This is a genomic window from Rhizobium sp. NFR12 (genome assembly GCF_900108545.1).
In the GTDB taxonomy this organism is placed as follows: Bacteria; Pseudomonadota; Alphaproteobacteria; order Rhizobiales; family Rhizobiaceae; genus Neorhizobium; species Neorhizobium soli.
Genome location: NZ_FNWM01000002.1, coordinates 345,496 through 358,934, shown reverse-complemented (window position 1 = coordinate 358,934; position 13,439 = coordinate 345,496). Strand labels below are relative to the sequence as shown.

10 protein-coding genes are annotated in these 13,439 nt (G+C 62.1%); 5 read left to right on the top strand and 5 right to left on the bottom strand.

The window, feature by feature from the left end; translation table 11 throughout:
- A complete protein-coding gene (locus BLW69_RS08980; protein WP_092661490.1) occupies nucleotides 1-2,793 on the bottom strand; it encodes an autotransporter outer membrane beta-barrel domain-containing protein in 2,793 nt (930 codons plus the stop codon).
- Nucleotides 2,794-2,919: 126 nt separating this feature from the next.
- Entirely contained in the window at nucleotides 2,920-3,477 is a 558-nt protein-coding gene (locus BLW69_RS08975) for a hypothetical protein (RefSeq protein ID WP_062453611.1), read from the bottom strand.
- Between the two features lie 149 nt (nucleotides 3,478-3,626).
- Here BLW69_RS08975 and thrC point away from each other — a divergent pair, with 149 nt between their 5' ends.
- The 4 genes from thrC to BLW69_RS08955 are packed head-to-tail and all read left to right on the top strand — an operon-like array spanning nucleotide 3,627 to nucleotide 9,918.
- Nucleotides 3,627-5,021, top strand: coding sequence for a threonine synthase (gene thrC, locus BLW69_RS08970; RefSeq protein WP_062453612.1), 1,395 nt, complete (start codon nucleotides 3,627-3,629; stop codon nucleotides 5,019-5,021).
- A gap of 41 nt (nucleotides 5,022-5,062) precedes the next feature.
- The gene (locus BLW69_RS08965) at nucleotides 5,063-6,361 is read left to right on the top strand and encodes a M16 family metallopeptidase (protein WP_062453613.1); all 1,299 of its coding nucleotides are present in this window, start codon (nucleotides 5,063-5,065) and stop codon (nucleotides 6,359-6,361) included.
- A gap of 36 nt (nucleotides 6,362-6,397) precedes the next feature.
- Nucleotides 6,398-7,009 carry a GNAT family N-acetyltransferase gene (locus BLW69_RS08960; protein WP_092661488.1) on the top strand — a complete coding sequence of 204 codons (612 nt, stop codon included), beginning with the start codon at nucleotides 6,398-6,400 and terminating at the stop codon, nucleotides 7,007-7,009.
- An 11-nt stretch (nucleotides 7,010-7,020) separates the two neighbouring features.
- Complete coding sequence (locus BLW69_RS08955) at nucleotides 7,021-9,918, top strand: EAL domain-containing protein (RefSeq protein WP_092662437.1); 2,898 nt, start codon at nucleotides 7,021-7,023, stop codon at nucleotides 9,916-9,918.
- Nucleotides 9,919-10,053: 135 nt separating this feature from the next.
- On the opposite strand, the gene BLW69_RS08950 is transcribed toward BLW69_RS08955, so the two are convergent.
- The 3 genes from BLW69_RS08950 to BLW69_RS08940 all read right to left on the bottom strand — a co-directional run bounded on the left by BLW69_RS08950 (nucleotide 10,054) and on the right by BLW69_RS08940 (nucleotide 12,241).
- Nucleotides 10,054-11,205, bottom strand: coding sequence for a zinc-binding metallopeptidase family protein (locus BLW69_RS08950; protein ID WP_082471851.1), 1,152 nt, complete (start codon nucleotides 11,203-11,205; stop codon nucleotides 10,054-10,056).
- A gap of 111 nt (nucleotides 11,206-11,316) precedes the next feature.
- Complete coding sequence (locus tag BLW69_RS08945) at nucleotides 11,317-11,508, bottom strand: CsbD family protein (RefSeq protein ID WP_062453615.1); 192 nt, start codon at nucleotides 11,506-11,508, stop codon at nucleotides 11,317-11,319.
- Between the two features lie 103 nt (nucleotides 11,509-11,611).
- Nucleotides 11,612-12,241 carry a YqgE/AlgH family protein gene (locus BLW69_RS08940; RefSeq protein WP_092661486.1) on the bottom strand — a complete coding sequence of 210 codons (630 nt, stop codon included), beginning with the start codon at nucleotides 12,239-12,241 and terminating at the stop codon, nucleotides 11,612-11,614.
- Nucleotides 12,242-12,521: 280 nt separating this feature from the next.
- Between BLW69_RS08940 and BLW69_RS08935 the strand changes: the two genes are divergently transcribed.
- Nucleotides 12,522-13,364 carry a protein-disulfide reductase DsbD domain-containing protein gene (locus BLW69_RS08935; RefSeq protein ID WP_244508789.1) on the top strand — a complete coding sequence of 281 codons (843 nt, stop codon included), beginning with the start codon at nucleotides 12,522-12,524 and terminating at the stop codon, nucleotides 13,362-13,364.
- Nucleotides 13,365-13,439 lie beyond the last annotated feature (75 nt).

Below are 13,439 nucleotides of genomic sequence, written 5' to 3'. Positions count from 1 at the left end.
CTAGAACTGCACTGCGAGGCTGGCCTTCGCGGTACGGCTCGTCAGCGAATGGGCAAACTCGCCGGAATAGGTCACCTTCAGCCGTGCGGATTTTGACACCTGCGCGGTGACGGAGGCTTCGACGACGGCAGTGTCGCGCGGCAGCGCCACGCCTTCCAGCATGAACGGACTGCCGCCGCTTGCAAAGGCAAGCCGTGACGCGGGCGTCAGGTCGCCCATTGCGTGACGCCAGCCGAGCATGCCGGAGACGGTGAGCGGCAGGTCCTCGACCGGCATTTGCGCCGACCAGCGAAGGCCGAATGTGGAAAGCGCGATATTGTCCGTTTCACCATTGCCCGTCAGAGCGGCCGCCCCGCCCCTCTCGCGGAAACCATCGGTGTCGAGATTGACATAGGCAAGGCTCGCGAAGGGCTGCAGCGTCACGGGACCGGACGTCGTCCTCCAGGACAGATCGGTGAACAGCTGGCGGGTGGCGCCTCTGTAATCCGCCTGGAGATCATCCGTGAACGTGCCGAAGTCGACGCTGCGCGACGTCGAGATGCGGTTTTCGGAATAGACGGCGCCGGATGTGAGGGTAACGTCACCCCATGTCGCTGCAGCGTAGAGCCCGGCGTGATAGCTTTCCCAGTCCGCCTCGCTGCCCGAGGAGGCATTGCTGTAGCCGAACAATCCGCCAAGCCGCCAGTGATCGGAGGCCTGCCCGTCGAAGCCTGCGATCAATCCCGCCGCGTGGCTGTCGATGCCGGCCGCGTTGCCGTCGCTGCGCAATTGCCCAGTTGCTGCGATGCCCGTCGCCCAGAAGCTCGTCGCACCATCGGCCGATGAGCGGATCGGGACGGCACCGTTCACCCGGTCGACGATGGCGTCGCGGACGAGCCGGCTGTCGCTCAAAAGCTGGGTTTTCAACGAGGCGTGGATCTCGCCGCCAAGCTGCGAGAAGGCATCGCGCGCGCCATCGGCGTTTTGCTGGAGAACGCCGAGGAAGACGTCGTTTGCGGTTCCGAGAGACTGGACCGCTGTGGCCGTTGCGCGCGTGTTGGCGGTGTTTGCGACGTCGGCGAAATCGACATCGTTCCGGTAAAGGCTCAGCGTCACCTCATCGGCGCCATAGGCAAGGATGGGCGACAGGAAAGCGAGATCGGTGGTGACGTCGTCGAAGGTACCGGCGACGCTTTCGCCTGTGATGATCGTGTAGGTCGTAGCGGGTGAATAGGTGCCGCTGCCCGCGAGAATCTCGACCGTGCCGCCTTCGATCGTAACGGACCCGGTGGCGGCAAGGCTGTCGGACGTGCCGTCTGCTTCCGTTTCCACCTGATAGGTCGAGCCGGCCTCGAAGGTGACGTCACCGTTGACGGAAAGCGTTGCGATACCGGGGCCAGGCGACAGCGTGCCGCCTGACCCGACGGTGAGGCCACCGATCTCACCGGTGCCTGACAGCATGCCGTCCGTGCCTATATCGATCGCGCCGCCGATCGTGCCGTCATTGACGAGCACTCCTCCTGTCACCGTCGCATCGCCGCTGATCTCGCCCGTGTTGGAAAAGCTGCCACCGCTGTTGGTGAGCGAGGCGATGGTGCCGTCGTTGGATGAGGTGCCGGCATTGGCGACATCGCCGGCGACCGCGCCTGAATTGTTGACGAAGCTGCCGGAAGCCGCGACATCCACGTCGGTGACGACGAAATTGTTGGTGACCGTGCCGCCTGAAACGGTGGTGCTTCCGGTGATTTCGCCGCCGTCATTGTTGGTGAATGTGCCGCCGGTATTGGTGAGCGAGGCGATCGTGCCGGCGTTCGAGGCATTGCCCGCATTGGAGACGTCGCCGGCCGTGGCACCTGAATTGTTGACGAAGATCGCAGCCGCCGCGACATCGACCGTCGTCACCACGAAATTGTTGGTGAGCGTTCCTCCCTCAAGGGTGGTTGCGCCTGAGATGATGCCGTTATTGGTAAAGCTGCCGCCGGTGTTGGCAAGCGATGCGACAGTGCCGGCATTGGACGCCGTGCCCGCGTTGGTGACGGCTCCTGCCGAAGCGCCAGAATTGTTGACGAAACTGGCGGTCTCAGCAACATCGACGTCGGTGACGACGAAGTTGTTGGTGACGGTGCCGCCTGAAACCACCGTATCGCCGGTGACCGTGCCGCCGTCATTGTTGGTGAAGGATCCGCCGGTATTGGTGAGCGAGGCGATCGTGCCGGCGTTGGAGGTGGTGCCCGCATTGGTGACGGCACCGGCCGTTGCGCCGGAATTGTTGACGAACCGGGCGGTCGCTTCGACATCGACATCGGTGACGACGAAATTGTTGGTCATCTGCGCATCACCGGACAGCGTCGTGCGGCCGTCTATCGTGCCGTCGTTGACGACTTCGCCACCCGAAGATGCAAGGTCACCGGAGAGCGTTCCCGAGTTACTGATGGAGCCGCCGGACATCGTGACGTCTGATGACAGCGTGCCGCTTTCCGAGATCTCCATGCGGCCCATGTCGAACAGGTTCGTGCCGCTCGTCGCTGTCAGGTCTGCTTCGACATGAAGCGTGCCGCCGGACACCGCGAGCGTGTCGACGGTGGCATCGGTTGCGACGGTCGGGGCGCCGGAGCCGATCGAGGCTGCGTCCGATACGCCGGGGGCATCCGGTGCCGTTGTCCAGTTCGCGCCGTTTTTGAAATTGTTGTCGGAGGCTCCGATCCAGACCGATTGCGCCGATGCGCCACCGGGCGCAAGCGCTGCCAGCGTGACGATAGCGGTGCAAAGCCGCAGACGCCGCTTCGCGTCCGCCACGATAGCTGGAGCAATCATCCCAAACCCTGTCTCGAATGGTCGCGGGCGACGCGCCCTTGACGATCTTCACATACTGGGTACGGATTTATGGTTAACCGAAGATTAAACGGGCGCCGTCAGCGCCCGACCGGAGTGGCCGCAGGCTTAGCTGCGGCGTGCGGGCTTCTTGCCGGGTGCGCCATTGTCGAAACCGACGCGGACGCGGGTGAAGCGCGATGCGCCGCCCTGCGCGTTCGGGATCTGCACATCCGCCTTCTGGAAGATGAACTGCGTGCCGCCGGCCGGAAGATCGACCGGATAGGCGACCTTTTGCGAGTAGATCGTGTTGTCGCCATCGACGACCTCGACCAGGATTGGCAGGGTCACACGGCCCGGCGCACCGACAGGTCCGTCGACGAGGCGGCCCTGGACGACGACATTGATGGTCATCGTCGTTTCGTTTGCCGTGCACTGACGCGTCGCGTCGGCCAGCGATGCCTGGTAGACGAGCTTCTGCGGATCATCCTGACCGCCGCGTGCGTATTCCTGGCGTATCGCCGTCTGTTCGCGCAGAACGACCTGCGGGCAATAGGCCTGCACCACCGCCGGGGTTTCAGCCTGTGCCGTCGGCGCTAGGCCACCCGCCGGAGAGGACGAGTTGCAGCCGGCGAGCGCCGTCAGGAGGGATACCGTTACGAGACCATGGGAAATCTTGCCAAACACAATACTCAACCTTGTTCCATCCCTTTTGACCGGCTTGCCGCGCCAAACATGCTCATGGCGTAACGCAGCGCCGTTTTCCAGTCTTTCACCGCAGATTTCAATCGTCTATACCAGCGGCGCGAATAAAAATCGATTGGGGATTATCGGTCGTGGACTACATTTCTACCCGGGGCGAAGCGCCCGCTCTCGGCTTTCGTGATGCACTGCTGGCCGGCCTTGCCCGCGATGGCGGTCTTTACCTGCCTCGCCACTGGCCGCAGCTGTCCAAGCGGGACATCCGCAATCTGCGCGGAAAGTCCTATGCGGAAGTGGCTTTCGAGATCCTCAAGCATTTCGTCGACGGGGAAATTCCGGACGACAAGCTGAAGACCATGATCAACGAGGCCTATGCGACCTTCCGTCATCCGGCGGTCGTACCGCTCGTGCAGACCGGCCCGAACGATTTCGTTCTCGAGCTTTTCCACGGCACGACGCTTGCCTTCAAGGATGTGGCGATGCAGCTGCTGGCGCGGCTGATGGATCATGTTCTGGCCGAGCGCGGCGAGCGCGCGACGATCGTCGGCGCGACATCGGGCGATACGGGCGGTGCGGCGATCGATGCCTTTGCCGGGCGCGACCGGACCGACATCTTCATCCTCTTTCCCGAAGGCAAGGTATCGCCGGTGCAGCAGCGCCAGATGACCTCGTCGACCGCATCCAACGTGCATGCGGTGGCGCTCAAGGGCAATTTCGACGACTGCCAGAACATCGTGAAAGAGATGTTCAACGATGTCGCCTTCCGCGACCGGGTGAAGCTTTCGGGCGTCAACTCGATCAACTGGGCCCGCATCATGGCGCAGGTGGTCTATTACTTTACAGCTGCTGTTTCGCTCGGCGGACCGGATCGCAAGGTATCGTTCACGGTGCCGACAGGCAATTTCGGCGATATTTTTGCAGGCTACGTGGCCAAGAAAATGGGCCTGCCGATCGACCGGCTGGTGATCGCCACCAATGACAACGACATTCTTGCCCGCACGCTGAAGACCGGGCGCTACGAGATGCAGGGGGTGATGGCGACCACGTCGCCGTCGATGGATATCCAGATCTCGTCGAATTTCGAGCGGCTTCTGTTTGAAGCCTATGGCCGCGATCCGAGCGCCGTGCGCTCATCCATGGCGAGCCTGAAGCAATCGGGTGCGTTCGAGATCAAGCCGGAAGCGCTGAAGGCGATCAAGCGCGAATTCCGCGCCGGCCGCGCCACGCAGGAGCAGGTTGCCGAGACAATCCGTGAGACGCTGGAAGCCACCGGATACCTGCTCGACCCGCATACGGCGACCGGTGTTTTCGTGGCTCAGAAGAACGCTCGACCCGGCAGCCCGATGGTGACATTGGCCACGGCGCACCCCGCCAAATTCCCGGCGGCGGTAAAATCCGCTTGCGGAATTGATCCGGCACTTCCATCATGGCTCGCTGATCTGATGCACAGGGAGGAGCGCTTCGATACGCTGGACGCCGAGCTGAAGGCCGTTGAAACATTCATCGGCGACCACGCACGGGCCAATTGAGCCAGTTATCGGCAGTGCCGGAAAGACGCGAAGACGTGAATATGAATGTTGAAATCACCCGGCTCCCCTCCGGGCTCACAGTCGTGACCGAGACCATGCCACACCTGGAGAGCGTCGCGCTCGGTGTGTGGATCAAGTCCGGAGCCCGCAACGAGACCGAGAACGAGCACGGCATCGCGCATCTTCTCGAGCACATGGCATTTAAGGGCACAGCGAGGCGCAGTGCCCGCGATATCGCCGAGCAGATCGAGGATGTCGGCGGCGAACTCAATGCCGCGACTTCGACCGAAACCACATCCTATTACGCAAGGGTGCTCAAGGACCACGTGCCGCTCGCGGTCGATATCCTTGCCGATATCCTGACGGAATCGGAATTCGACGAGGAAGAGCTGCGCCGCGAAAAGCACGTCATCCTGCAGGAAATCGGCGCGGCCAACGACACGCCCGACGACGTGGTGTTCGACCGCTTTTCCGAAGTCGCCTATCGCGGCCAGACGATCGGGCGCGCCATTCTCGGCACGCCGGAGACGGTAAAAGGGTTCACGCCGCCGCAGATCCGCGGCTATCTCTCGCGCAATTATACGACCGACCGGATGTTCATCGTCGCGGCCGGCGCTGTCGACCACCAGGTGTTCTGCAAGCAGGTCGAGGAGCGGTTCGCAAGCCTGCCGACCATGCCGAGTGCGACGCCCGTCCTCGAGCCCGCCCATTATATCGGCGGCGACACCCGCGAAGACCGCGACCTGATGGATGCCCAGCTGCTGATCGGCTTCGAGGGCAAGGCCTATCACCAGCGGGACTTCTACTGCTCGCAGATTCTCGCCAACATCCTCGGCGGCGGCATGTCCTCGCGGCTGTTCCAGGAAGTGCGCGAGCGCCGGGGCCTCTGTTACTCCGTCTACGCATTCCATTGGGGCTTTTCCGATACGGGCATTTTCGGCGTCCATGCGGCGACCAACGGCGACGAGCTGCCGAACCTCGTGCCTGTCGTCGTCGAAGAGCTGCGCAAGGCGTCCGAGACGATCCATCAGGCGGAAATCGACCGGGCACGTGCGCAGATCCGTGCCCAGCTTCTGATGGGCCAGGAAAGCCCTGCCGCCCGCGCCGGCCAGATCGCGCGCCAGATGATGCTCTACGGCAAGCCGATCCCCAATGACGAGATGATGGAGCGCCTGGAGGGGATCACGACCCAGCGGCTGACCGATCTTGCCGGACGTCTGTTCTTCGACACGGTGCCTACGCTTTCGGCGGTCGGTCCGATCGCACAACTGCCGTCGATGGAAGAGATCGCGGCGTCGCTTTCCTCACCAGGCGTGACAACCAAAAAGGCGGCCGGCTGATCAAGCCGCCTGCCCTGCCCGGAGCACACAAGCACCATGGCCAAGTCCGTGTTTCGGTTCCTATCGCGACATCCGGACACACCGGAGATCTCAGGCGAGCGCCACATCATGCGCCTGCCGCTTTATGCCGACTACAAGGCCTGGATGACGCTGCGGTCGCAAAGCCGGGCGTTCCTGCAGCCGTGGGAGCCGACCTGGCGCCCTGACGAGCTGACGGAATCGGCGTTTCGCGCTCGCGTGGTGCGCGCCACCCAGGAACATGCGTCAGGCGTTGCCATGCCGATGCTGCTTTTCCGCCGCGACACGATGGAGCTTTTGGGGGGCCTGACGATCGGCCATATCCGCCGCGGCGCGTCGCAAAGCTGCATGGTCGGCTACTGGATGGGCGAGAAACATTCGGGCCAAGGCCATATGTTGGCCGCATTGGAGATGGCTATCCCCTACATCTACGACGGACTTCAGTTGCACCGGATCGAGGCAGCCTGTATTCCGGACAATTGGAAAAGCATCCGGCTTCTCGAAAAGGCCGGATTCGAGCGGGAAGGTCTTTTGCGGAAATATCTCAAGATCAATGGCGAGTGGCGCGACCACGTGATTTTCTCCCGACTGCCAGAAGATGGTGAATTTGCGAAAATGCTGAACACATGATGCTGCGTCACATGAGTTTCTCGGCCATGCCGCGCCTGCCGTCGGTTCTTGGAATCGTTTCCGCTGTCCTGATGTTTTTTGCAGCGGCGACGTTTGCACAGGCGGCCGAGCCGGTGAAAATCTCGCGCGACGACACCGCGCTCGACCTGACCCGCACGACCGACATCTACGCCAACCAGGGCGAGGCCTTTCAGGTTTCCACCGCCGCTGCTGCCGACGGTATCCGTCGCCGCATCGAGGTTCGCGCGTCTTCGCCGTCGCACCAGGGCGACTGGGCTGTGTTTGCGCTCTCCAACGTTTCCGAGGAGCAGCTGGAGCGGGTGATCGTCGCGCCGCATTTTCGGCTGGTGAATTCCAAGGTTTTCTGGCCGGATCTTGGCTCGCAGCGCATCATCTCGATCACGCCATCCGAAGGGTTTGCGCTCGACCGTATCGCCAGCCCCGATGCCGACGTGTTCCGCATCACGCTCAATCCGGGCGCCACGATCACCTTCGTCGCCGAGCTTTCGACGCCGGCGCTGCCGCAGATCTATCTCTGGCAACCGGATGCCTACAAGGATTCGGTCAACTCGTTCACGCTCTACAAGGGCATCGTGCTCGGCATTGCCGGTCTGCTTGCGGTGTTCCTGACCATCCTGTTCGTGGTCAAGGGAACATCCATGCTGCCAGCAGCGGCAGCCCTTGCCTGGGCGGTGCTTGCCTATATCTGCGTTGACTTCGGGTTTCTCGACAAGCTCATCAGCGTGACATCGTCCGACGAGCGAATATGGCGTGCCGCAGCCGAAGTGGCGCTTGCCTCGTCGCTCGTCATCTTTTTGTTCACCTATCTCAACCTCAACCGCTGGCACGTGCATCTGGGCTATGCGACGCTTGCCTGGGTGGCCGGCCTCGTGCTCCTCGGCGGTGTGGCGATCTACGATCCGTCTGTCGCATCCGGTATCGCGCGGCTTTCGTTTGCGTTGACGGGTACTGTCGGCATCCTCCTGATCGTCTATCTCGGCTTCAACCGCTATGACCGCGCCATCCTTCTGGTGCCGACCTGGGCGCTGCTGCTGGTCTGGCTGTTCGGGGGATGGCTGACGGTGACCGGCCAGCTCGACAACGACATCGTGCAGCCGGCGCTTGGCGGCGGACTGGTTCTGATCGTGCTTCTGATCGGCTTTACCGTGATGCAGCACGCCTTTGCCGGCGGCGCCTACCAGCAGGGTCTGTTTTCCGATCTGGAGCGGCAGTCGCTGGCGCTGACCGGTTCGGGCGACACCGTGTGGGACTGGGATGTGGCGCGCGACCGCGTGGTGACTACGCCCGACATCTCGACGCGGCTCGGCCTCGAGCAAGGCTCCATGCACGGGCCGGTGCGCAACTGGCTGCCGCGGCTTCATCCCGATGACCGCGACCGGTTCCGCGCCACGCTGGACGTGCTGCTGGAACATCGCCGCGGCCGGTTGAACCACGAATTCCGGATTCGCGCGGAAGACGGGCATTTCCACTGGCTGCAGATCCGCGCACGGCCGGTGCTCGGCTCAAACGGCGAAATCATCCGCTGCGTCGGCACCGTCATCGACGTGACCGAGCAGAAGAACTCGATCGAGCGTCTGCTGCAGGACGCGATGCATGACAACCTGACCGGGTTGCCGAACCGCCAGGTGTTCCTCGACCGTCTGCAATCGGTACTGACGCTGGCACCCAGCGACGGGCATCTGCGCCCAACCGTCATGGCGATCGATATCGACCGCTACAAGCAGGTCAACGACTCGCTTGGAATTGCCGCAGGTGACAACATTCTGATCGCGCTGACGCGGCGCCTGCGTCGTCTCTTGAAGCCACAGGATACGCTGGCACGGCTTGCCGGCGACCAGTTCGGCCTCATCCTTGTGTCCGAGCGGGACCCGGGCAAGGTCGCGGATTTCGCCGATGCGGTGTCCAAGGCAATCATGGTGCCGATCAACTTTGCCAACCGCGAGATCGTGCTCACCGCCTCGATCGGCCTAGCCTCCTGGGTAGATCAGCAGGAAAGCGCCCCGGGACTTCTCGCCGATGCGGAACTGGCGATGTACCGGGCCAAGCGCGCCGGCGGCAATCGCGTCGAACCGTTCCGTCCGGCATTCCGCTCGACCGGTACAGATCGTCTGCAGATCGAAACTGACCTTCGCCGCGCCATCGAGCGACGCGAACTGACACTCGCCTATCAGCCGATCATCAGGCTTGTGGATGGCGAGATCGCCGGCTTCGAAGCGCTGATGCGTTGGGAACATCCAAAACGCGGCAGCATTCCGCCCTCCGAATTCATTCCGATCGCCGAAATGTCGGACCTGATCGGCCCTCTCGGCCTCTTTGCGATGGAACGGGCGGCCTCAGACCTCACGTCCTGGCAGGCACAAACCGGTTCGCTGCCGATCTTCGTATCCGTTAACGTCTCGAGTGCGCAGCTCCTGAACGCCGATCTCTACAATGACGTCCGGGCGCTGTTGCAGCGGACGCAGGTGGCGCCGGGCCAGCTCAAGCTGGAGCTGACGGAGTCGCTGATGATGGAGAACCCGGAACAGGCGCGTCTTGTTCTGGCCAAGCTCAAAGAGACCGGCCTCAGCCTCGCGCTCGACGACTTCGGTACCGGCTACTCTTCGCTCGGCTATCTCACGCAGTTCCCGTTCGACACTATCAAGCTCGACCAGTCGTTGGTGCGCGATGCCACCGACAAGCGTGCTGTGCTTCTGCGCTCGGTCATCGCCATGGCGCGGGCGCTCGAGATGGACGTGGTGGCTGAGGGCATCCAGACCGACGAAGACGCGGCAGAGCTTGCCAAGATGGGCTGCCATTTCGGACAGAGCTACCTGTTCGGCCCGCCGGCGACGACGGATGCGATTGGCCGACTCCTGAAAGAACGGTTTCCGCTGACGAAACGGGCTTGAGTTCCGACTTTCTCATCCTGCCCTTGTGGCGGGGATGAGGGAGACCGGCTATCGCTCTCGTCAACCAAGCCTCACCTGTGTTTCGAGCAGCCTGACAGGCCTGATGTCAGGCCCGTCCGCGTGCATAGAGCCTGATCACACAGCCGTTGCCATCGCAGCGCCGCTCATGGCTTCCCAAGTCGCGCCCGGATGCTGACGGCGGTTTTCCTGGATCATGTCGTGGATGAACTGCAGCTTGGTGGTGACCGCCGGGGCGAGGATGAACGGATAGAGATCCGGCACACCCATGGCCCTATGGATGCTGTTCAATGCCATGCTGAACGGAATCCACGCCCGAACGAGCTGCTCGGCGCTCGCTGCCTCGTAGGGCTGGAACGCAACTTCCGCTGCAAGTTCACCGTGACGTCGCGGGTCGATCGACAGGCCGTAGGCGCGCGCCATTTCGAGCGTATCGACGATATGGATGTAGTGGGCGAAGGTCTCGGCAAAATCCTCCCACGGATGCGAGCTCGCATAGGTGCTGATATAGGACTGTTGCCAGCCAACGGGCGGGCCTTCTTCGTAGTTGCGGCGCAACGCGTCGGCATAATCCATCGTCTCGTCGCCGAACACGGCACGGAATGCATCGGTCCTGCCGCCGTCGCGGATGAGCTTGTCCCAGATGTAGTGGCCGGTCTCGTGGCGGAAGTGGCCGAGCATCGTGCGATAGGGCTCGTTCATGGATATGCGGATCTGCTCGCGCGTCGCGTCGTCGGCTTCGGCAGCGCGGATGGCGATCAGGCCGTCTTCGTGGCCGGTCATGGCGGGCTTCACCGTTCCATCCGGCTGGATCTCGTCGATCAGGAAATCGAACACGAGGCCGCCCTGCGGATCTTCTTCGCGGTTGGTGCGCGGCAGGTTCCATTTCATCAGCGAGTAGAACAGATGGCGCTGCGCCTGGCTGATGCGGCGCCACTGGTCCAGCCCCTCCTCGGTCGAGGCGTCAGGCACCAGGCGGTTGTGCCGGCAAGCCGGGCAAAACGGGTTCGGGTCCTCGGCAACGACCGTCCAGTTGCAGATATCCAGGCTGCTGTTGGCACAGAGCCGCACCTTGCTGTCGAGGTCGCCGAACAGGTGCCAGGTCGGGTCCGCCACGGGAGCGTCGGGACCCGCAACCATTTCGTCCTGCTCCAGAGCCATGATGGCGAGCTTTTCCGGAACGAAAGCCAGTTTGTAACCGCAGTGGACGCAGTTGCGATTGTCGAAATAAACCGGTTGGCCGCAGTGATCGCAGTCGAAGAGGCGCATGGACAGATCCGCTAGACGAAGTGGAAGTTGGGGTGAACTGAATTCTGGATGATAAAAAACCTGCCCCGGTAGGACCGGAACAGGTTTCTGGATTTGGCGGATTCGGATCGCTTAGGCGCGATCAACGATGTCCTTGCCGGCTTCCTTGATCTTGCCCTTGGCCTGCTGGGCTTCGCCCTTGGCTTCCTGGGCAGCGCCCTTGGCTTCCAGCTCGTGGTTGTCGGTCATGTCGCCGACAGCCTGCTTGACCTTACCGGAGACTTCATTGCCCATTCCGGAAATTTTATCGCTGGTGCTACCCATAGTGTTTCTCCTTGAGCTTAGCGGCATCGTTTTCGATGTCTTGCAATAGGAGAACTCCGAGCCTTGGCAGTTCGTTCCGGCATCGCTCAAGAATTTCAGAAATTCAGGCGTGGCCGGCGTCGGAGGACAGCATTGCGGGCGTCACGCCCATCGAGGCGAGCGCGCGCTCGTACTTGTCTTCCAGCGTCGTACCGAAGATCAGATCTTCGCTGGCCGGGCAGTTCAGCCAGCCGTTGCTGGAAATCTCCCGCTCCAACTGTCCTGCACCCCAGCCTGCGTAACCGAGCAGCATGGTAGCGCGTGATGGCCCCCTGCCGTCACAGATGGCGCGGATGATATCGAGCGTGGCGGTGAGCGAGATATCGTCGCTGACGGGAATGGAGGACTCGCTCGAGAAGTCGTCGGAATGCAGCACGAAGCCGCGACCGGTTTCCACCGGACCTCCAGACAGGATCGGGAACTCACGGCATTCGTGCGGGAGGGCAATGATCTCGTGCTCGTCCAAGAGCTTGAGGTGCCGCAACACTTCCGTGAAGGAAATTTCCTGGGAGCGGTTGATGATAAACCCCATGGCGCCGGCCGGAGAATGGGCGCAGACATAGATGACCGTGCGGGAGAAATTGGTATCCTGCATGCTCGGCATCGCAATCAGGAACTGTCCGTCAAGAAAGCCGCGTTTGCGACCGCCCTTGCCGCCGTCGTCCTGAGCACCCGAGAGAAGCGAAAAAGCCATCATGCCTCCACCTGCAGCGCTTTGAAACCTATTCTAGCAAAACTGCGGCCGTTTGAAATGTCTGTACTGACTGTCTTTGAAGGCCGGGCCCGCCTGGTTGTGAGAGCGTGCCGTGGCTGCTGCTTCACAGCAGCGTTCCTGAAACATGGGGCACGAACCGTGGCGATCAACGGAAAATGATCCTGTTTTTCGAAAGCGCTGCTGGTTCGTTCAACATTTAACGGTTAATCCCTGAGCGATGAGGAGCCTGACCCCAATTCGAACCACAACCGCAAACCTGTTGCTTGGCGCTGCCATCTGCCTTGGATTGCAGACGGCTGCGGCCGATGCTCTGGCGGAAATGACGCCCTGGGCCACCAACGAGGGCGGCCGCATGCGGATCGTCACCATGCCTCCAGAGCCCGATGGAACGGTGCGCGGGGCGCTGCAGATCGAGCCGAAGGATGGCTGGATCACCTATTGGAAAGAGCCGGGTGAAGCGGGCATTCCGCCGCAACTGACATTTTCGCACGAAAGCGGGATCACCTCCCAGAAGATGTCCTATCCGGTTCCAAAGCTGATCACCAACGGTGACGTTACCGACATCGGCTATGATCGCGCCGTGGCATTTCCGTTTGCGCTGAAGCTCGACAATCCAACCAAGGCGGGGCAAGCCTCACAGGTCTTGCCGTTGGGGGCAGCAAGCATCGACGTTTCCGCGTTTATCGGCATTTGCCGCAATATCTGCATACCCTTCCAGGCCGAATTCTCTCTGCCGATGAAAGCGGTCCGGGGCACGCCGGTGGAAGAGGCAATGATCCTTAACGCCGCCAGCGCCGCACTCCCCTCGCCTCCGGCCAACGATTTTGCCGTGACTGATTATGCGATGGTGAAGGGCGGGAAGGTTCTACGGCTGACGCTGCGGCTGCCGGACAGTGCGACCGCGCCGCCGCAGGTGGTGGTGACCGGTCCCGAGGGGCATGTCCTGTTCGAAAGCGTCGATGCGAAGCGGCAGGGTCATGCCTATACGCTGGATATGCCGGTGGGCAAATTGCCTGACAATTACGACATCAGCGGCAAACGGTGGGGCATTCTGGCGACCAGCGGCAGTCGGTCCATGGAGACGTCCATCGTTTTCGACTGAGACCCCTCCCGTCTTCGCTTGCCTCTTGCCGACCGCGACCTATAGTTCCGCCGAACGGCAAACTTCAAGCAAACA